The sequence below is a fragment of the Actinospica durhamensis genome, assembly GCF_018139695.1.
Taxonomy (GTDB): Bacteria; Actinomycetota; Actinomycetes; order Streptomycetales; family Catenulisporaceae; genus Actinospica; species Actinospica durhamensis.
Window position 1 is genome coordinate 14,447 of record NZ_JAGSOG010000078.1, and the last position, 18,707, is coordinate 33,153.

The 18,707-nt window shown below is 71.9% G+C and carries 16 protein-coding genes; 9 read left to right on the forward strand and 7 right to left on the reverse strand.

Annotated features, from left to right (window positions below):
* Nucleotides 1-132: 132 nt before the first annotated feature.
* Nucleotides 133-1,095, forward strand: coding sequence for an EamA family transporter (locus KDL01_RS17065; protein WP_212529501.1), 963 nt, complete (start codon nt 133-135; stop codon nt 1,093-1,095).
* 88 nt (nt 1,096-1,183) lie between these two features.
* Here the strand turns inward: KDL01_RS17065 and KDL01_RS17070 are convergent, their stop codons facing one another.
* From KDL01_RS17070 to KDL01_RS17080, 3 genes are all read right to left on the reverse strand, one after another.
* The gene (locus KDL01_RS17070; protein WP_212529502.1) at nt 1,184-4,105 is read right to left on the reverse strand and encodes a PKD domain-containing protein; all 2,922 of its coding nucleotides are present in this window, start codon (nt 4,103-4,105) and stop codon (nt 1,184-1,186) included.
* Nucleotides 4,106-4,259: 154 nt separating this feature from the next.
* Entirely contained in the window at nt 4,260-5,756 is a 1,497-nt protein-coding gene (locus tag KDL01_RS17075) for a glycoside hydrolase family 3 protein (RefSeq protein WP_212529503.1), read from the reverse strand.
* Between the two features lie 3 nt (nt 5,757-5,759).
* Nucleotides 5,760-6,689, reverse strand: coding sequence for a GNAT family N-acetyltransferase (locus tag KDL01_RS17080; protein WP_212529504.1), 930 nt, complete (start codon nt 6,687-6,689; stop codon nt 5,760-5,762).
* A gap of 122 nt (nt 6,690-6,811) precedes the next feature.
* On the opposite strand from KDL01_RS17080, the gene KDL01_RS17085 reads away from it, so the two are divergent.
* The 3 genes from KDL01_RS17085 (at nt 6,812) to KDL01_RS17095 (ending at nt 9,666) form a co-directional block, all read left to right on the forward strand.
* A complete protein-coding gene (locus KDL01_RS17085; protein WP_212529505.1) occupies nt 6,812-8,014 on the forward strand; it encodes a serine hydrolase domain-containing protein in 1,203 nt (400 codons plus the stop codon).
* Nucleotides 8,011-8,997: a MurR/RpiR family transcriptional regulator gene (locus KDL01_RS17090; RefSeq protein WP_212529506.1), complete on the forward strand. Its 987-nt coding sequence runs from the start codon at nt 8,011-8,013 to the stop codon at nt 8,995-8,997. The genes KDL01_RS17085 and KDL01_RS17090 overlap by 4 nt, the downstream gene beginning before the upstream one ends.
* A 78-nt stretch (nt 8,998-9,075) precedes the next feature.
* Nucleotides 9,076-9,666, forward strand: coding sequence for a DUF4240 domain-containing protein (locus KDL01_RS17095; protein ID WP_212529507.1), 591 nt, complete (start codon nt 9,076-9,078; stop codon nt 9,664-9,666).
* A gap of 25 nt (nt 9,667-9,691) precedes the next feature.
* Here the strand turns inward: KDL01_RS17095 and KDL01_RS17100 are convergent, their stop codons facing one another.
* From KDL01_RS17100 to KDL01_RS17115, 4 genes are read right to left on the reverse strand one after another with little or no spacing between them, the layout of a single operon-like run.
* Nucleotides 9,692-10,099 (reverse strand): helix-turn-helix transcriptional regulator, encoded by a 408-nt coding sequence (locus KDL01_RS17100; RefSeq protein ID WP_307846367.1) that lies wholly within the window; start codon nt 10,097-10,099, stop codon nt 9,692-9,694.
* A 42-nt stretch (nt 10,100-10,141) separates the two neighbouring features.
* Nucleotides 10,142-10,819, reverse strand: coding sequence for a hypothetical protein (locus tag KDL01_RS17105; RefSeq protein WP_212529509.1), 678 nt, complete (start codon nt 10,817-10,819; stop codon nt 10,142-10,144).
* 13 nt (nt 10,820-10,832) lie between these two features.
* Nucleotides 10,833-11,681: an aminoglycoside phosphotransferase family protein gene (locus KDL01_RS17110; RefSeq protein ID WP_212529510.1), complete on the reverse strand. Its 849-nt coding sequence runs from the start codon at nt 11,679-11,681 to the stop codon at nt 10,833-10,835.
* A 45-nt stretch (nt 11,682-11,726) separates the two neighbouring features.
* A complete protein-coding gene (locus tag KDL01_RS17115; RefSeq protein WP_212529511.1) occupies nt 11,727-12,734 on the reverse strand; it encodes an N-acetylmuramic acid 6-phosphate etherase in 1,008 nt (335 codons plus the stop codon).
* 312 nt (nt 12,735-13,046) lie between these two features.
* Between KDL01_RS17115 and KDL01_RS17120 the strand changes: the two genes are divergently transcribed.
* The 5 genes from KDL01_RS17120 to KDL01_RS17140 form a co-directional block, all read left to right on the forward strand.
* Nucleotides 13,047-14,861 carry an ABC transporter substrate-binding protein gene (locus KDL01_RS17120; protein WP_212529512.1) on the forward strand — a complete coding sequence of 605 codons (1,815 nt, stop codon included), beginning with the start codon at nt 13,047-13,049 and terminating at the stop codon, nt 14,859-14,861.
* A gap of 130 nt (nt 14,862-14,991) precedes the next feature.
* Entirely contained in the window at nt 14,992-15,981 is a 990-nt protein-coding gene (locus tag KDL01_RS17125) for an ABC transporter permease (RefSeq protein WP_307846369.1), read from the forward strand.
* 2 nt (nt 15,982-15,983) lie between these two features.
* Complete coding sequence (locus tag KDL01_RS17130; protein WP_212529513.1) at nt 15,984-16,829, forward strand: ABC transporter permease; 846 nt, start codon at nt 15,984-15,986, stop codon at nt 16,827-16,829.
* A complete protein-coding gene (locus KDL01_RS17135) occupies nt 16,826-17,950 on the forward strand; it encodes an ABC transporter ATP-binding protein (protein WP_307846370.1) in 1,125 nt (374 codons plus the stop codon). Before KDL01_RS17130 ends, KDL01_RS17135 begins: the two co-directional genes overlap by 4 nt.
* Nucleotides 17,947-18,707, forward strand: a 761-nt coding sequence (locus KDL01_RS17140; RefSeq protein WP_212529514.1) for an ABC transporter ATP-binding protein, incomplete at its 3' end; no start/stop codon positions are given. The genes KDL01_RS17135 and KDL01_RS17140, both read left to right, overlap by 4 nt.

The window sequence follows — 18,707 nt, forward strand, 5'->3', positions numbered from 1 at the left end:
GAACGGTCCGGTGACCAGCCGTGTATGGTCACTTTTCCTCACCAGTATCGCGCAGATACTTTCGCTGGACGAACCAGTCGGACAGGCCGCACTGTAAGACCATGCCCTCCTCGTCGTACCCGCGAGCCGACCATGACCACGACTGAAACCCGCGTGCCGCCCGCCGCGCCGGCGGCGCTGCCCGGTGCCCGCCGCCGCGCCCTGCCCGGGCTGCGCGCTCTGCCCGCTCTGCCCGAGGGCCGCGGCGTCGCCGTGCTGCTGGTGCTCGGCTCCTGCTCCTCGTTCCAGATCGGCGCCGCGTTCGCCACGCACCTGTTCCCCGCGACCGGCTCCAGCGGGGCCACGCTGCTGCGCATCGGCTTCGCCGCGTGCCTGATGCTGGCGCTGACCCGGCCGAAGGTGCGCGCGTGGGGCCGGGAGCAGTGGCGGGCGGTGGTGCTGCTCGGGCTGAGCCTCGCGGGCACGAACGGGTTCTTCTACGCCTCGATCGCGCGCATCCCGCTCGGGGTCGCGGTGACGGTGCAGTTCATCGGGCCGCTCACGCTGGCCGCGATCCTGTCCCGACGCGCCCGCGACCTCGGCTGGGTGCTGATCGCCGGGCTCGGAGTGGTGATGTTGGGGATGGCCGGAGGCGGTGCGTCCGCGACGTCCGGCACCCGGCTCGATCCGGTCGGGCTCCTGTTCGCGCTGCTGGCCGGGGTGGGCTGGGCCCTGTACATCCTGGCCGGCGCGCACGCGGGCAAGGCGGTGCCCGGACGCGGCGGTCTCGCGGTGGCCCTCGGCGTCGGCGCGTTGGCGCTCGTCCCCTTCGGCGCGCAGGGCGCCACGCACATCACCACCCGCCCGAGCCTGGTACTGGTCGCGATGGCCACCGCGCTGATGGGCTCGATCGTGCCCTACTCGCTCGAACTCTCGGCGCTGCGCCGCATTCCGCGCCGGGCCTTCGGAGTCCTGCTCAGCCTCGAGCCGGGCATCGCGGCGTTCGCGGGCTGGCTGCTGCTGTCCCAGGGCATCGGCCCGGTCTCGGTGATCGCGATCGCGGTGGTGGTGCTGGCGAGCGTGGGCTCCACGGTCACCGCGAGGGAGCAGGTCTGATCGAGCACTGAGACGGCGCGGCGGACGGGTCGATCGGACCCGTCCGCCGCGCCGTTTCGCGTGCCGTGCCATGCCGTGCCATGCCGGCCTAGGAGGATTGCCCCAGGCAGGTGTAGCCGGGGTAGGCGACCGCGGGCAGGCTCGCCCCGGTCGGCAGCGCGCCGTGGACCGCGTAGTACGCCATGTCCGCGGCCCGCTGCGGGGTCTGTGCGGCGGTGGAGGCCGCGGCGTCCAGGAACAGGTTCGCCAGCGTGACGTTCAGCGGCCGGAAGACCTCGTAGAAGGGGCTTGATCCGGGGTCGTCGGCGGAGGGATTGGCCCAGCCGCACGGGTTGTCGTAGAGGGCGTTGAGCGCGGCCTGGCCCACCGCGATCACCAGGTAGTCGCCGCTGAGCGTGGCGCCCCAGGCGACCTGGAAGTCCGTGGTGACCTGGCTGTCCGCCAGCCCCGCGGACGCGGCGGCGGCCAGCGCGCTGGCCTCGTCGGCCGGGGTGGCGGCGTAGAGCAGCACGGTGCCCGGGTACGCGGTGGGTGTGCTGGGCAGGGCGGCGTAGCTCCACGAGCCCGCGGTGGCGGACGCGTCCACGCCGAGTGCTCCGGCGTCGTCGAGGAAGACCTGCTGCGACGTGCCGGGGACGGTGTTGGAGCTCAGCGCCGCGATCGCGGAGGCGGTGGCCGGCAGCGCGGTGGTCTGGCCCTGCGTGCCGTCCCAGGCGGTGACTGCGGGCGTGCCCGAGCTCGTCAGGTAGCTGACTTCGCCGGCGGTGGATCCGGCGGCCGTCAGGTAGTTGCCCGCGGTCAGTGCGGTGCCGGCGGCCGGGGTGGCCGCGAGCTCGTGCACGGACCAGATCCCGGGCAGCGGCGAGTCGGCGACGGCGAGCTTTCCCGCCGCGTCGGTGAAGAACACGTCGACCTGCTGCGCTCCGGTGGATGCGGCGGCCAGTGTCGTGCCCGCCGCGACGCCGAGCTTCCCGGTCGGCACCGGCCCGCTCACCCAGGAGCCGGTGAGGTTGGTGGCCTCGACGAGCCGGCCGTGGGTGTCGAGGTAGAACACGTCCTGTGCCGAGGTCAGCCCGCCGGTCGAGGCGGCCGCGAGCGCCTGCGGGCTGCCGGTCGCCGGGACGGGGAGTGCGGCGCTGCTCCAGCTACCGGCGCTCTCAGTGGTCTGGTCGAGCGCGCCGGTCGCGTCGAAGAAATAGAGCGAAGGGGTGACGTTCAGGCTCGGCTTGAGCCCGGAGACCGGGTCGGCCGCCGAAGCCGCGACGGCACTGGTCGCGCCGGGCTGGCCGGGCAACGCGACCGAAGTCCAGCCATTGACACCGATGTAGGTCTCGCCCAGGCCGCCGCCGGACGCCGGGTAGAAGGCGTGCGGGACGGTGGCGTACCCGGCGTCGCCGTCGGAGTACGTCAGACCCGTGATCGAGGCGCCCGCGGCGGGCGTGCCGGGGACGGTCTGCTGCAGCCAGCTCGCGCCGTCCCAGCTGTCCGCGGCAAGGCTGCCGCTGCCGTCGGCGCCGCTGCTGCTGTCGGTGAACAGGTACTGCTCGACCGGCACCGTCGTGTACCAGACGTCGTTGCTCGGCACCGAGGAGACCGCCGAGCCGTTCGCCCCGACGCCCACGTTCCAGGTGCGGAAGGCGACGGTGCCGAGGCTGCTGGTCGTGGTCAGCGTGACCGTGGAGAACCCGGCGCGCTGGAAGACGTGGCTGACGTGCGTGCCGGTGACGTTGTTGTCGCGGCCGTCGCCGAAGGTCCAGTAGTCCTGCGCGATCGTGCCGCCCTGCTCGGTCGCGAGCGCGGTGAAGTCCACGCTGGTGCCCGCGGTCGCGTTGGTGGGCGCGACGATCGCGGCGCTGGGCGCGGGCTGCTGCGAGGCCGCGCTCGGCGGGGCGACCAGCACCCACTGCTCGCCGGTGCTCCAAACGCTCGAGGCCCAGCTGGTCAGGTCGAGGTTCTGGTCGTACTCGACGGTGATCCCGTCGGCACCGAGGAAGTCGCCGTCGACCAGATTGACCGTGCCGTCGGCGTTGACCGAGGCGACGATGCCGACGTGGTCGGCGTAGGTGGTCGCGGAGACGGTGCCGGGCGGGAAGAACACGACCGCGTCACCGGGCTCCGGGGTGCCCGAGTCGGCCACCGGGTCCTGGCCGTCCGCCAGCGCCCAGGCGTAGAAGGACACCGAGCCGGCGTTCAGGGTATTGAGACCCTCGGTGACGCCCGCCCGGGTCCAGGCCCACTTGGCGAAGTCGGAGCACCAGGCCTCGTTCTGGTTCTCCACGCTGTGCGTCTGGTCCGGCCCGCAGCCGTCCGAGTTGGGCGAGAACGCGGCCACCAGAGTGCTGTACGGATCGCAGTCGACGCCGCCGAAGCCGGTCTCGGCCGGGGTCGTGGCCACGCCGACCTGACCCAGCGCGAGGGCGGCGATCTGGTCGCCGAGCGAAGTGTCGGAGGTGTCAGTGGTGCTCGCGGCCCTGCTCTTCGCTGCCGCGACGGCCGCCGCGGACGGACGCGCGGTGCCCGCAGAGCAGTTCACGGTGCCGAGACCGAGCGCGTCGCGCACGGCGGAGGGCAGCGTGCTCGCGCAACCGACCGGTCCGGTGGCCGGCACCACCGTCCACGCGCCGCCGGGCACGCGCTCGAGCAGTTGCTTGGCGGAGCCGTCCTGGAAGGAGTTCTCGACCTGCACGCCGGCCGAGGCGCTCGGGACGAATCCGGCCACGGCCCACTCCGTGCCGGTGGCGGCATCGCGCACCTCGCGCACCGAGTCCGGGCGGATCGCGCCGACGTCCTTGGCGGGCAGGGCGCGCGCGGAGCCGAAGGCCCGGCCGAACGCGCTCAGGTCGGTTTGGGTGGGAGTCAGGACACGTACGTCGGTGGGCCCAGACGTCTGCGACGCCTGGGCCGCGGGCGCCGCGACAACGCTCAGGCTGCCCAGCAGGGTCAGGGCGAGCACCGCGCCGCCGCACGCCGTACGCCGCGCACGGCGCGGTCCGTGCTGTGTTCGAGCCACGAGTACCTCCGAATCGAGGGTTCTGTAGCGGGGAGAAGACTTGTTCGGAAGGTGACGGGGACCGGGTGGCCGTCCCGGCGCGCGCACTGGCAACGAGCATGGCGAGACCGATGTAAAAAAGCAATACTGACCTACGAAGTTTTGAAACTTTCCTTCAAGATCGGTCGGCGGTGAGTGCCTCGGCCACCGCTCGCGCACATGCCGAACCCGCCCCGTACGCCACCAGATACGCCGCACCCAGCGGACCCGCGCCGCCGGGGAATCCGAGCTCTGCGACGACCGCGTCCGGCCTGGCTGACAGGATCCGCGCGAGCGCCTCGCCCATCCAGGCGTGCCGATGCGCCGAGCGCACACTCAGCAGCAACGGCCGCCCCGACGCGTCCGCGAGCACCCGGTCGATCACAGCGTCCGTACACTCACCCACCAGCGCGAACGTCGTTCCCGGCAGCCGATCGGCCACCTCGCGACGCAGGGTATTGTCGGCGACGCCGCCGAGCGCGGCCGGCCCCGCGGCCGTGAACGCGACGTGGTGCGGGGCTGCGGAAAGAGGCAGCGCGCCCGGCACCCGCACGACGGTCTTCAGGGCCCTGCGAGCGGTCGCCATCCCGATCTCGACCCCGTCGGGCTCGCTCCCGCTCGCGCCGATGCCTTGCGTCGCCCGTCCGGCCGAGAACGTCAGTACCCTGCGGCCTGCCTCGACCAGCCGTTCCTCAGAGAGCGTCCCCGCCCGCACCGCCTCGACGATCGCCGCCTGCACCTGCGCCACCAGCGCGGCTTCGCCCTTGTGCCCGAGGCACAGCAGGTCCGCGCCCGCCGCGAGCGCACGCACGGCCGCCCCCGCCACGCCGTAACGGCTCGCCACGGCGGCCATCTCCAGCGCGTCGGTGGCGATCAGGCCGCTGAAACCCAGCTCGTCGCGCAGCAGGTCGACCGCGGCCGGGCTCACCGAGGCCGGGTGTTCGGCGTCGAGGGCGGGCAGCAGCAGATGCCCGAGCATCACCGCGCGCACGTCCGCGCCGATCGCCGCGCGGAACGGCGGGAGCGCGGTCGCGTCGAGTTGCGCACGGCTCATCCGCACGGTCGGCAGCGCGAGGTGCGAGTCCACGGACGTGTCGCCGTGGCCGGGAAAGTGCTTCGCGCACGCGGCCGTGCCGGTGCTCTGCAGACCCCGCACCCATGCGGCGACGTGCCGCGCGACCAGGTGGGGCTCGGCGCCGAAGGAGCGCACGCCGATCACCGGATTGTCCGGGTTGCTGTTGACGTCGGCGTCCGGCGCGTAGTCGAGGTCGATGCCGGCCGCGGCCAGCCGACGCCCCAACGATCGGGCGACCCGTTCGGTGAGCTCGACCTCGTCGACCGCGCCGAGGGCCAGATTCCCGGGATAGGAGGATCCTGACTCGGCCTCGAGCCGGGTGACGTCGCCGCCCTCCTCGTCGATCGCGACGACCAGCCGGGGATTCTCGGCGTGCAGCGCGGCGGTGAGCGCGCTGACCTGGAGTGCGTCGCGGACGTTGCGGCCGAAGAGCAGGACCGAGCCGAGGCCGTCCGCGACGGCCCGCCGCACCCAGTCCGGGGCCTCGGTGCCGGTGAAGCCGGGTTGCAGCACGTGCCGGGCGAGTCGGGACAGGTCCGTGCCCACCGGCTCGGGCACCGCTCAGGCCTCCTTGCTGTAGATCCAGAAGACCCGTTCGACGTAGGCGTCCACCACCTTGGCGTAGAACACGGTCGGCCCCACCCAGGCGATCTGCGCGCTCTCGTGCCCGGCCTCGCGCAGGTCGGCGAGGCAGCGGCGTAGCAGCACACTGCCGATGCCCCGGCCCCGCTCCCCCTCGCGCGTGCCCATCGGCCCGAACCAGTCGGCGCGGTTCACGCCGTGGCAGGCGAAGCCGAGGTACGCGGCGGTCGGGTCGGCGCCGTCGGCCCCGCCGTCCGCGCGAACGGCCAGGTGGCAGCGGGCTCCGGGACGTTCGAGGGTGGCGAGCGTCTCTTCGAGCCAGGTCCCGCCGAAGGAGGCGAGCCAGGGGGTGATGGCCGCGCGGTCGTCCTCGCGCAGCGGTCGCAGCGTGACGCCCTGAGCGGCCAGGGCCTTCTCGGCCTCCGCCGTGTCCAGCCGCGTACCCGCGTCGGCCAGGTCCACCGTCATGTTCACGGCCTGATAGGCCCTGACATACCCGGCGGACTCCAGCAGGAAACCGGCGGCCGAGTAGCGCACGTCCACCCCGGCCCAGGCGAATCGGGGGCTCGCCCCGCCGACGTGGATCCGCTGCACTCCGGCGGCCTCGAGCCGCGCTTCCAGCTCGCGCAGCAGTGCCCGGGCGTGTCCGCGGTGCCTGGCCTGGGGTGTCACGGCCAGGAGGTTGATATGACCGCTCTCGCCGCGCACCGACCCGAGGGCGAACCCGACCGGCACGGCGTTCTCCACCGCGACGACGGCCAGTTCGGGCCGCTCGTGCGGCCAGACCAAGTCCACCAGCGAGCCTGCGTCCGGGCCGTCCCAGCGCAGGGTGTCGACGGCGATGCGACGCAGAGCCGGTATGTCCGCGGGCTCGGCGCCGCGCACGTGTCCGGCGGCCGTTGCGGCCACGGAGCCTCCCGAAGCGTGTGACATGTTGCTAAGTGTCGGAACTAGCAAAATTGTCGGTGGAAACTTACCATAGCGACATACCCGGAACGCAGGACACGGAACCCAAGAACACGGGAGCGGGGATGACCCAGGAATCCGGCCGCAGCGACGTACCGATCGCCGCGGTGCGCCTCGTGGCCGCCGCCGTGGCCGAGGGCGCCGTGCCGGGCGCGGTGCTGGCCGTGGGCCGCGGCCGGGCCCGGGCGCGGCCGCTGCCCTGGATGCTGTACTGCGCGGGCCGCACGCGGGTGGGCCCCGAGGGCCGCGCCGTCACCGCCGACACCATCTTCGACCTCGCCTCTCTCACCAAAGTCGTCGCCACCACTCCCTGCGTGCTGCGTCTGGCCGACGCGGGCGAGCTCGACCTCGACGCGCCGATCGTCCGGTACCTGCCCGAATTCGGGCGCTCTGATCGCCGGGCCGAGGTGACGCCGCGCCACCTGCTCACCCACACCTCCGGGCTCCCGGCCCACCGGCTGCTCTACGAGTTGCCCGGCGGGCTCGAGCGCAGGCGGGCGGCCGTGTTCGCCGAGCCGCTGGCCACGCCGCCCGGCACCAGCGTGTGCTACTCCGATCTCGGATACATCCTGCTCGGCGAGATCGTGGCGAAACTGACCGGAACCTCCCTCGACGCGGCCGCGCGCGAACTCGTCTTCGACCCCCTCGGCATGGCCGAGACCGGCTACCTGCCCACCGCCCCGCCTGAGCGGTACGCGGCCACCGAACCGCGTCCGGACACCGGCCTTGCGCGGATCGGCGCCGTGCACGACGAGAACGCCGAGGCGCTCGGCGGCGTCGCCGGGCACGCGGGCGTGTTCGGCACGGTCGGCGACCTGGTGCGCTACCTGCGCGACGGCTGGCTGGCCGAGGACAGCCCCATCCTGACCCCGCGCATCCGCCGCGAGGCCCTGCGCTGCCAGACCGCCGCCGCCGGGGACGGGCACCGCGGCCTCGGCTGGACCCTGGCCGGGGACCGCTGGGACCACATGACCGCCGCCTGGCCGCACGGCCGGGCCGGACACACCGGATTCACCGGCACCAGCCTGGCCCTCGACCCGGTCGGCGGGCTGTGGACCGTGCTGCTCACCAACGCGGTGCACCTCGGCCGCGACCATTCCGGCATCATTGCGCTGCGCCGTACCGTGCACGCGGCCGTCGCGGCGTGGGCCGCCGCGACGGACCTTGGTGGGAACGCGAGTGGAAGCACGGATGCAGACACGGTGACGCGACCGTGTACGCCGGTGGCCGGGTACGATCGAGCCGTTGAGATCCAAGGAGACCGATGAGCCGCTCCGCCGGGCGTGACGAGGACGCGAACCTCTCCGCCGCCGCACCACCCCCGCCCGCGGCGCCCGCCGCCAAATCCGGGCGGTCCGAGTCCCTGCTGCCGCAGCAGACCACGATCCTGGTGCAGATCCGCGCGCTGCTGCCGAGCCTGCCGCCGTCCGAACGCCGGGTGGCCACCGCCGCCCTGGCCGACCCGGTGGGCGTCGCCGGGCGCACCATCAGCGATCTCGCGGCCTCCTGTCAGACCTCGGAGACCACCGTCGTGCGCTTCTGCCGCAGCCTCGGCCTGCGCGGATACCCCGAGCTGCGGATCGGCCTGGCCGCTGCGGCCTCGGCGCAGGACGGCCCGGCGGCCTCCGGCTGGACGGGTCTGGGCACCGACATCGGCCCGCGCGACACCACCGCCGAGGTGGTCGGCAAGATCGGCTTCGCCGACGCGAAGGCGGTCGAGGAGACCGTCGCGCAGCTGGACCTGCACACCTTCGACCAGGCCGTGGACGCCCTCGCCGGCGCAGACCGGATCGACCTGTACGGCTCCGGCGCGAGCGCGCTGGTGGCCTTCGACTTCCAGCAGAAGCTCAACCGGATAGGGCGCCGCGCCGGCGCCTGGTCGGACCCGCACCTGGCGCTGACCTCGGCCGCGCTGCTGCGCCGGGGCGACGTGGCGGTGGGCATCTCGCACACCGGTGAGACCCCTGACACCCTCGCCGCACTGCGCGAGGCGCGCTCCAACGGCGCGCTGACCATCGCGCTGACCAACTTCCCGCGCTCGACCATCGCGACCGAGGCGGACCGCGTGCTGACCACCGCCGCCCGCGAGACCACGTACCGCTCCGGCGCCATGGCCAGCCGCATCGCCGCGCTCACGGTGGTGGACTGCCTGTTCGTCGCGCTCGCCCAGCGCAACCGGGCCCGCACCCTCAAGGCGCTGGAACGCACCTACACCGCCGTGCGCAACCGCAGGATCTCGGCGGCCGGCTAGGAATCCTCGCGGGCCGCCGCGTCAATCCGCTGTCACCGGACATCGATTTCGGCCGGTCCGGCGTGAGAGAGTGCGCCCGTGGACATCACCGAGTTCTGGGACCTCATCGAGGGCGCGCGCGCTCACACCGCCGGCACCGACGCCGACGCCACCGCGGATGCCGACGGGAAGGCCGTCTCGGCCTTCCTGGTCGGGCATCTCGCCGACACGTCGGAGCTGACCATATTCGAGTTCGAACAGCACTTCACCCGGCTGCACGCGGCGCTGTACCGGTGGGACGTGTGGGCGGCCGCGTACCTGATCAACAGCGGCTGCTCGGACGACTCGTTCATGGACTTCCGCGCGGCCCTGATAGCCCAGGGCCGCGCCTGGTACGAGCGCGCCCTGACCGACCCGGACGCGCTCGCCGACCACCCCGACGTCCTCGCGGTCGCGGCCGGCACCCGCAGGTTCGCCCTGTTCCAGGAGCTGGTGAACTACATCGGCACGCACGCGTACGAGCGCTTCTGCGGGGATGAGACGGGCGGGTTCTACGAGGCCTACGACGCCTTCGCCGGTCCCGGCCAGCCCGAGCCGGGCGAGCTCGGCGAGGACTTCGACTTCGACGACCCGGCCGAGATGCGGGCCAGGCTGCCGCGGCTGGCCGAGCTGTTCCTGGCAGCTCCCTGAGACGCGTGCGCCGAACGGATCGACGCTAGTACGACTTGCGGGCCGGCCGGGTGATGTCCTTCGCCAGGCACCCCGGCACGGTCTCCAACTCGCTGTGGCTCCGGGCCCGGTACGCCGTCGGCGTCTGCCCGACCAGCTGGGTGAAGCGCGCGCTGAAGGAGCCCAGCGAGGAACACCCGACCGCCATGCACACCTCGGTGACCGACATCTCGCCCTGGCGCAGCAGCAGCTTCGCGCGCTCGATCCGCCGCGTCATGAGGTAGGAGTAGGGCGTCTCCCCGTAGGCGGCGCGGAACTGCCGGGCGAAGTGCGCGGTGGACATCAGCGCGGTGCGCGCGACCTCGGCGACGTCGAGCGGACGGGCGTACTCGCGGTCCATCAAGTCGCGGGCGCGACGCAGGTGGGCAAGGTTGGCGAGTTCCTCCGGCGTCACGTGAACGAGCCTAGCAGCGCGCTCGGACATGCTCGGGGGTTGTCAAGATTGCGGAGGTGACGCGTCGATCGCGAGGCCGCCCTCGATCACCCGGCGCCCGCCCGAGATGCCGCCCGGGCCGCCCGGGCCCGGCCACGCTCCGCCGGTCAACGCGGCACGCTCGGTGACCGCCTGCTCCAGCTGCGCGGCCAGGGCCGGGATGCTCGGCGAGACGAGGTAGGTCTCGGCCCCCGCGTCCATGTACCGGCGCACCGGCCCGTTCGAGCTCATCCCGAGCGAGTCGTCCGACGCCTCGACCACCATCACCCGCGCCCGCGGGAACCGGCCGCGCAGGTTGGCCAGCAGCATCAGCCCGATCGGACCCACCAGCAGCACGTCGGCCGTCGGCGGGGCGTCGTTGAAGTCCAGCAGCGTGTAGTTCTCGCCGAGGGAGGAGGAGAGCAGCGTGCGGACGTGGTCCGACATCCGCAGCGCGGAGGCGACGACGGTGACGCGGTGGTGGTCGATCGAGGGCCCGGCGGGCCCGGCCCCTTCTGCGGAAGCGCGCTGCGCCGCCGGGGCGGGGATGACCGCTGTGGGAATCGCCGCGACGGCCGCGATCGGCTCGCCGTCGCGCGCGATCAGCAGGTGCTCCCCGGTCGCGAGCGACTCGATCAGCGCCGCGACCTCGTCCGGCAGGCACTCGACGTCGATGAAGCGCGACCACGTTTCCGCTGGCATGCGCTTCATACTCTCACGCCGCCGGGGGCCCCGCCCCGGTCCGCCCGCCCCGCACAGGATCTCTGCGTCCACCGGCCTCGGCCAGATGCCGGTTCTCCCGACTCCACGCGAGCTGCGCCCGCAGCTGGTCGAGGTGACCCTCCGCGACCCACGTGGCCTGCGGTTCGTCTCCACGCTCGGCCAGCCGGCGCACGACTTCGATGCCAGCCTCCTGCACCCTCAGCACCTCATCCACGAGGCCTCGCGTGTCCGTCAGTCCGTACGCGGCGGCGAAGACCTCGATGCGGTGGCACCGGTCGGGCGGCTCCGGGTAGCGCAGCCAGCGCAGACACTCGGCGTCGTCGCGGAAGGGCGCGGTGTACTGCAGGGTGTAGGCGACGTCGTGCAGCCGCGCGGCCGGGCGGGCGTGGTCCCAGTCGATGATCCCGATCGGCCTTGCGCCGCTCCAGACGGTGTTCCAGGGTCCGAAGTCGCCGTGACAGACCACTTCGTCGCCCACCGGGCCGGCGGTCGTACTCGACCACAGCGTCGCGGCGGGCGGGCGGTATCCGGCGACCGCGTCGTGGTACTCGCGCAGCAGCCGGGCGAAGAATCGCAGGCCTCTGTCGTCTACGACCTTGCCCCAGCCGTCCGGGCCGGACTCGCCCTCGATCCAGGTCAGCACCTCGCGGCCGTGCTCGTCGAAGCCGAGTACGCGCGGCGCGTGGGGATAGCCGATGTCCTCGAGATACAGCAGCAGGCCGTGCACCGCGGGCGTCCACGGCATGGCCGGCCGACGCACCGTGTCGCCGATCCGCTCGACGCGGCCGAACTCCCGGGCTGTCACCGGCTCCTGGTCTGTCACCGGCTCCTGGTCTGTCACCGGGCCAGCGTGGCGAGGGTCGCGTTGTGGCGCAACCGAATTCGGTCAGGCGGAGCCGGGACCGGAACCCGCGTCGCCCAGCGCCTCCACCGCTCGCACGGCCGCGACCGCGTCCACCGCCCCGATGGCCGAAACCGCCGAAACCGACGAGACCGACGCGATGGCCGGGCGGACGCGGCCGGCACTGGCGGCGAGGGCGTTGCGGGCGTGGGCGGCCGGAACGTCGGCGAGCAGCGCGACGAGGGCGGTCTTGACCTCCCCGTCCGCGGCGGCCAGCGCGGCGGCGCAGACCTCGGTCGGCTCGCCGGACGCCTCGGTCAGGATCGTCAGCAGCCTGCCCCGCAGTTTCGCGTTCCCGGCGGCCATCTCCACCATCAAGTTCGAGTACGTACGCCCGAGCAGCACCATCAGCGCGGTGGACAGGGCATTGAGGATCAGCTTCTGCGCCGTCCCCGCCTTCAGCCTGGTCGATCCGGCCACCGCCTCCGGGCCGGTGTCGGCGGCCAGGTGCACGTCGGCCCAGGGGGCGAGCTGCGCCTGCGGATTCGCGCTCACCAGCACCGTGAACGCACCGGCCGCACGCGCCGCCCTGAGCGCGCCGCCGACGTACGGGGTGCGCCCGCTCGCGGTCAGGCCGACCGCCAGATCCAACTTCGTCAGCTGCGACGCGTCCCGCACCCCCTCCTCCGGGTCGTCCTCCCGGCTCTCCACCGGCTGCTCCAGCGCCGCGTGCCCGCCGGCGTGGTGCGCGACCACGACACCGGGGTTCAGTCCGTAGGTGGGGATCAGTTCGGCGGCGTCCATCACGGCCAGCCGGCCGGAGGTGCCCGCGCCGAAGTAGTGCATCCGGCCGCCGGCGCCCAGCCGCGCGGCGGCCTCGTCCACCACCCGCGCGAGCTGTGGCAGCACCGCCGCGACGGCCTCGGGCACCGAGCGGTCCTCCGCGTTGAGCATCCGCAGCAGGTCGATGGTGGGCACCAGGTCGATCTCGGTCGTACGCGGATTGCGTTCCTCGGTGGGGGCCTGCACACGGGGGGCGTACTGAGTGCTCATCACGCAGTCCTTTCGGCCGCCGTCAGGGCCTGGCTGAACCGGGGACGGCGTTGCCAACGGCATGGGCAGGTTGTGTGGTGCTTTCCCACCGATCTCCGGCAAGCTCGCGGAGGCTTTCCCACGAGATTCGAGCTCAGCGAGGGTGCTGCCCAGTCAGCATGGCGTTAAGTTCCGTCGAGGTCAACTTTGTAAGTTAATTATTGACGAACGTTCAGGGCGCTCCTATCATCGGCTCACCGCACCACCGGAGTTTTCGCGGCACCACCACGGCAGCACCACCCACCCCCTCGGCCGAACGGAGATCCGACGATCATGACCCGGCTCCACCGACTTCGCGCCCCGCTCGCCCTGACGGCGTGCGCGGGGCTGCTCGCAGCCTGCTCGTCCGGCGGAAAGACCTCCTCCACCACGCTGGTCTACACGACCGTCTCCGCGACCAACCCCATCACGGCGGGCGCGCCGATGAACCCCTTCAACGCGTCCGGCAACTACTTCCCCGGCTTCGACACCATGCAACTGGGCTTCGACAAACAGAATCCGACGAATCCGGAGGACTTCTTCCCCGCAATCGCCGCCAGTTGGACGATCACCTCCTCCGGCATCACCGTGAGGCTGCAACCGGGCGCCAAGTGGTCCGACGGAACCCCCGTCACCCCGGCCGACGTGAAGCTCTCCATGGCCATCGCCCTCACCCAGGGCAGCGCCACCGTCGGCGCCGGCTTCCTGACCCAGGGCCTTGACATCGGCTCGGTGACCGAGGTGAACTCCTCGACCATCCAGATCGACCAGGCGGCCGGCGGCTCCAACCTGGACTTCGGCCGGCTCGTGCTCGGGCAGTACATCGTGCCGGCCGAGGTCTACGGCTCGCTGGTGCCCTCCACCGTCTGGGACACCATCACCGATCTGACCTCCACCGACGCGGCCACGGCCAACGCCGCGGTGACGAAGCTCAACGCCATCGGCAAGATCGTCTCCTCCTTCTCCCCGGCCAAGGACGTCTCGGCCGGCCCGTTCGTCGTCGCGCGGATCAACCCCGGCTCGGCCGAGCTGACCCGCAACCCCGACTTCTACGGCGTCGCCAAGATCGCGCCGTCCGAGGTGATCCTGCGCCACTACAGCGGGAACTCGGACATCTGGGGCTACATGAAGAGCGGCGAGCTGGACTCGGCGCCGTACACCTCGATGCCGACCAACATCCTCGACGCGGTCGAGGGCGCCGGATACAGCCGGATCGACACCGCGTCCTACGTGGACGCCGCGATCGCCTTCAACGAGAGCGACGCGCCGTACGACCAGACCACGGTGCGCCAGGCGCTGGCCTACGTGATCGACCGGCAGGCGGTGACGAAGGTCGGCGAACCGGTCGGCGGCACCGCGGCGGCCGACCTGACCGGCATGGTCGAGGCCGCGACGAAGCAGTGGCTCACGCCCGCGCAGGTCTCCTCGCTCAACCCGTACGCGCCGGACCAGAGCAAGGCCGCCTCGCTGCTGACCGCCGCGGGCTTCACCAAGTCCGGCTCGCAGTGGCTGCTGCCGGGCGGCACGCCGTGGAAGATCACGCTGCAGACCGTCAGCGGCTTCAGCGACTGGAACGCGGCGGCCACCGTCATCTCCTCGGAGCTCGACGCCTTCGGCATCCCCACCCAGGTGAAGCTGACCTCCGACTTCGCCACCTACAAGACCGACATGGCCGCGGGCAAGTACGCGGTCGGATTCTGGCTGATCGCGCTCGGCCCGTCCGCCTCCGCGGCCTACCAGCGGCTCTACGGCCAGGACGACGGCTACACCGCGAACGCCGACGGCACCGTGACGCACTCGGACGGCGGCGGCAACTGGCAGCACACCCCCACCGGCTACACCGTCGGCGGTGCCCCGATCGACCCGGGTCAGCTGACCGCGCAGCTGGCCACGCTCTCCTCCACCGCCGCGCGGCCCGTCGTGCAGCAGCTGGCCCTGGCCACGAACGCGCAGCTGCCGGTCATCCCGATCTGGGACTACACCGCGGTGGACTTCACCTACGACAAGCGCTTCACCGACTTCCCCGGCCCGAGCTCGCCCGACATCAATGGACTGATGTATGACGGCCCCGGCGTGTGGATGATGCAGGGCTACGTCAAGGCGAAGTGACCGCACCGTCGGCCGTCGGCCGACATCCGCTCCTTGTACCAGGGTTCTGATCCAATTCCGGCGGGTATGGAGACGGCCGTCCGTCCGCCTCCGTACCCGCCCGCACCCATCCCGAAGGAGGTGGACTCAGGTGCGAACCCTGACGCGGCTGCTGCCCAAGCTCGCCGTCGGACTCGTGATGATCTGGGCCGTGGCGACCTTCACCTTCTTCCTGGTGCACGCGCTGCCCGGCAGCCCCGGCGACGCGGCCTACGAGAACTACATCCTGTCCGGCATGTCACCGGAGCAGGCGCAGGCCAAGGTGTCCTCGATCTACGGCTTCACCTCGCACGACCCGCTGCTGGTGCAGTACCGCGGCTACCTCTGGCGGCTGCTGCACGGCGACCTGGGCCAGTCGATCTCCTACAGCGGCGTCCCGGTCACGCACGTACTGCGGGCCGCCGCGCCCTGGACCATCTTCCCCGCGCTGGCCGGGCTGGTCATCGCCTTCCTGGTCGGCACGAGCTTCGGCGCGGTGGCCGCGGTCAAGCGCTCCAGCCGCTGGGGCGGCCTGCTGTCGATGTCAGGCTCCTTTTTCGCCGGGATCCCGGTGTTCGTGCTGGCGCTGGTGCTGGCGTTCCTGTTCCACACCGAGTGGAACCTGCTCCCCTACGGCGACACCAGCGACGTCACGCTCACGCCCGGCTTCAACGGGCCCTACGTCGTCTCCGTCGTCCAGCACGCGATCCTGCCGGTGGCGACGTACGCGCTGCTCGGCTACGGCGCCTGGCTGCTGACTATGAAGTCGTCCGTCATCTCCGTGCTCGGCGACGACTTCATCCTGGCGGCGGAGCTGCGCGGCCTGCGACCGCGCACCCGGATGCGCTACGTCTCGCGCAACGCGATCCTGCCGATGTTCACCGTGTTCGCCCTGTCCATCGGCTACCTGCTGGGCGGCTCGGTGCTGGTGGAGAACGTGTTCGACTATCCGGGCCTGGGCAACGTGCTGTTCCAGGCGATCGGCGCGCGCGACTACCCGCTGATGTCCGGCGCCTTCCTGCTGATCACGGTCGCGATCGTGCTGGCGAACATCGTGGCCGACCTGCTCTACACCGTGATCGATCCGCGAGTGAGGCGTTGACGATGACGACGTGGCGGGTGCTCACCCGCAGGCCCGGCCGGGTGATCGGGCTGCTGATCCTGGCGCTGTTCGCGCTGATGGCCGTGTTCGGGCCGTACCTCTACGCGGGCCCGCTGGCCGTGGACCCGAACGCGATCTACTCCGCCCCCAGCGCGCAGCACTGGCTCGGCACCGACTTCGCCGGCTCCGACGTGCTGCAGGAGATCGTGATCGGCGCCCGCTACGTGCTGGAGACCGCCGCGCTCTCCGCACTGTTCGCGGCGGTGATCGGGACGCTGGTCGGCCTGGTCGCGGGCTACCACCGCGGCCCCACCGACTCGGTGCTGATGCGGCTGACCGACTTCGTGCTCACCATCCCCGGACTGCCGCTGCTGATCGTACTCTCCACCATCTGGAGCTTCGGCCAGCCCTACGAGATGGCCATCGCCCTCGGCGTGACCGGCTGGGGCGGCGTGGCCAGGGCCGTGCGTTCGCAGACGCTTTCGTTGCGCGAACGCGGCTTCCTGGAAGCCGCCCGCGGCCTCGGCCTGTCCTCGCGGCACGTGATCTTCCGGGAGCTGCTGCCGAACCTGGCCCCGTTCGTCGCGATGAACATGCTGCTGGCCGTGATCGCGTTCATCGGCGCGGAGGTGGCGCTGTTCTTCCTGGGCGTGGTGCCGTTCTCCAGCAGCAACTGGGGCGTGATGCTCAACCAGGCCGTGTTCTCCGGCGGCGCGATGGACAGCCCCGCCGCGCTGAGCTACCTGCTGGCCCCGCTGCTGTGCATCCTGCTGATCACCATCGGCATCGTGCTGTTCCTCGACGCCGTCGACGAACTGTTCAACCCGCGTTTGAGGGAGCGCTCGTGACCGACACCGCCCCGCAGGCCGCCGCGGCCGGAGCGTTCGCGGCGCCGCTCGCCTCCATCGCCTCGGCCGCCGGCTCGGCCGCCTCAGCTGCCTCAGCCGCCTCCGCCACGCCGGAGACCGAGGTGTTGGTGCGCGATCTGACCGTCTGCTTCCGCACCGACCGCGGCGAGGAGCTGCCCGCCGTCGCGCACGCCGACCTGACCCTCCAGGCGGGCCTGATCACCGGCCTGGTCGGCGAATCCGGCTCCGGCAAGTCCACCCTGGCCCTGACGCTGCTCGGCGCCGTCCCCTCGCCCGGCCGGATCACCTCGGGCTCGGTCCAGCTGACCGGGATCGGCGACGTCACCCGGCTCAAGGGCGCCGCGCTGCGCCAGGTGCGCGGCGGAAAGGTCGGCTACGTCTTCCAGGCCTCGCAGAACTCGTTGAACCCGCTCAAGACCGTGGGCAAGCAGCTGCTCGACCTCGGCCGCGCGCACGACGTTGAGTACCTGCCCGGCCTGGTGCGCCGGGCCCGCGAACTGTGCGAGCTGATGGGCATGGACGGCAAGCGTGTGCTCGACTCCTACCAGCACGAACTGTCCGGCGGCATGCGCCAGCGGGTCGGCATCGTGTTCGCGCTCGTCCTGAATGCCAGGGTTCTGGTTCTAGACGAGCCGACCACGGCCCTCGACATGCTCTCGCAGGCGGCGGTACTGAAGATCATCGGCCAGGTGCACAAGGAGATCGGCCTCACCACGCTCATCGTCACGCACGACATGGGCGTCGTCTCCGAACTCGCCGACCGCCTCGCGGTGATGTACGGCGGCCGCATCGTCGAGGACGGGCCGGCCGAACAGCTGCTCCGACGCCCGTCGCACCCGTATACCCGTGCCCTGATCAACGCCACCGCCCGTGTGACCGGCGACATCTCACGCGCCCGAGCACTCCCCGGCCGTCCCCCGGACCTCGCATCGATCCCGCGTCAGGGCTGCGTCTTCCGCCAGCGCTGCGCGTTCGTGATGGACCAGTGTGCAACCGAGGAGCCGCCCCTCGACGCCTGGGGCGGGGACATCGACAACGCTGGGGGCAGTGGACGCCGCCGAGCCTGCCACGCCACCCCCGAGGCGGTGATCGGCGCATGATCGAGGCGAGCGGCATAGTCCGGACGTTCCACGCCCACGGCGCCTTCACCGGCGCACGCACCGTGCAGGCGTTGCGCGGCATCGACTTCACCCTCCCCGACGGCGGAGCGGTGTCCTTCATCGGCGAATCCGGCTGCGGCAAGACCACACTCGGCCGGATCCTGGCCGGTCTCGAGACCTTCGACGCCGGTGAGCTGCGCGTGGACGGACAGAGTGTGTCAGGCCTCAGCCACAAGCGCCGCGCCGAACTCTTCCAGGCGATCCAGCTGATCCATCAGGACCCGTACTCCGTCCTCAACCCGACCCGCACCGTAGCCACAACCCTGCGCGACCCCCTGCGGATGACCGCCAAACGCGAGGGCGCCGCCCGCGACGGCGACACACTCGAGACCAGAGCCCGCGAACTGCTCGAACTCGTCGGCCTCGACCCCGACGCCGTCCTGCCCAAGTACCCGCACCAACTCTCCGGCGGCCAGCGCCAACGCGTCGTCATCGCCCGCGCGTTGACGGTGAACCCGAAGGTCCTCATCGCCGACGAGGCGGTGTCCATGATCGACGTGTCGATGCGTCTGGGCATCCTCAGCCTGCTCCGGGACCTGCGTACCCGCCTCGGCATCGGCCTCGTCTTCATCACCCACGACGTGGCCACCGCCCGATACCTCGGCGACGGGGGCGAACTGCACGTCATCTACCGCGGCGAAGTCGTCGAGCGCGGCCCGGTGGACACCGTCATCCAGTCCCCCACCCACCCGTACAC

Bases quoted from the DNA above. Each gene is read 5' to 3' on its own strand.
- KDL01_RS17130 (WP_212529513.1), top strand. From the start codon at position 15,984: ATGACGACGTGGCGGGTGCTCACCCGCAGGCCCGGCCGGGTGATCGGG.
- KDL01_RS17090 (WP_212529506.1), top strand. From the start codon at position 8,011: ATGAGCCGCTCCGCCGGGCGTGACGAGGACGCGAACCTCTCCGCCGCC.
- KDL01_RS17105 (WP_212529509.1), bottom strand. From the start codon at position 10,819: ATGCCAGCGGAAACGTGGTCGCGCTTCATCGACGTCGAGTGCCTGCCG.
- KDL01_RS17065 (WP_212529501.1), top strand. From the start codon at position 133: ATGACCACGACTGAAACCCGCGTGCCGCCCGCCGCGCCGGCGGCGCTG.
- KDL01_RS17120 (WP_212529512.1), top strand. From the start codon at position 13,047: ATGACCCGGCTCCACCGACTTCGCGCCCCGCTCGCCCTGACGGCGTGC.
- KDL01_RS17085 (WP_212529505.1), top strand. From the start codon at position 6,812: ATGACCCAGGAATCCGGCCGCAGCGACGTACCGATCGCCGCGGTGCGC.
- KDL01_RS17115 (WP_212529511.1), bottom strand. From the start codon at position 12,734: ATGAGCACTCAGTACGCCCCCCGTGTGCAGGCCCCCACCGAGGAACGC.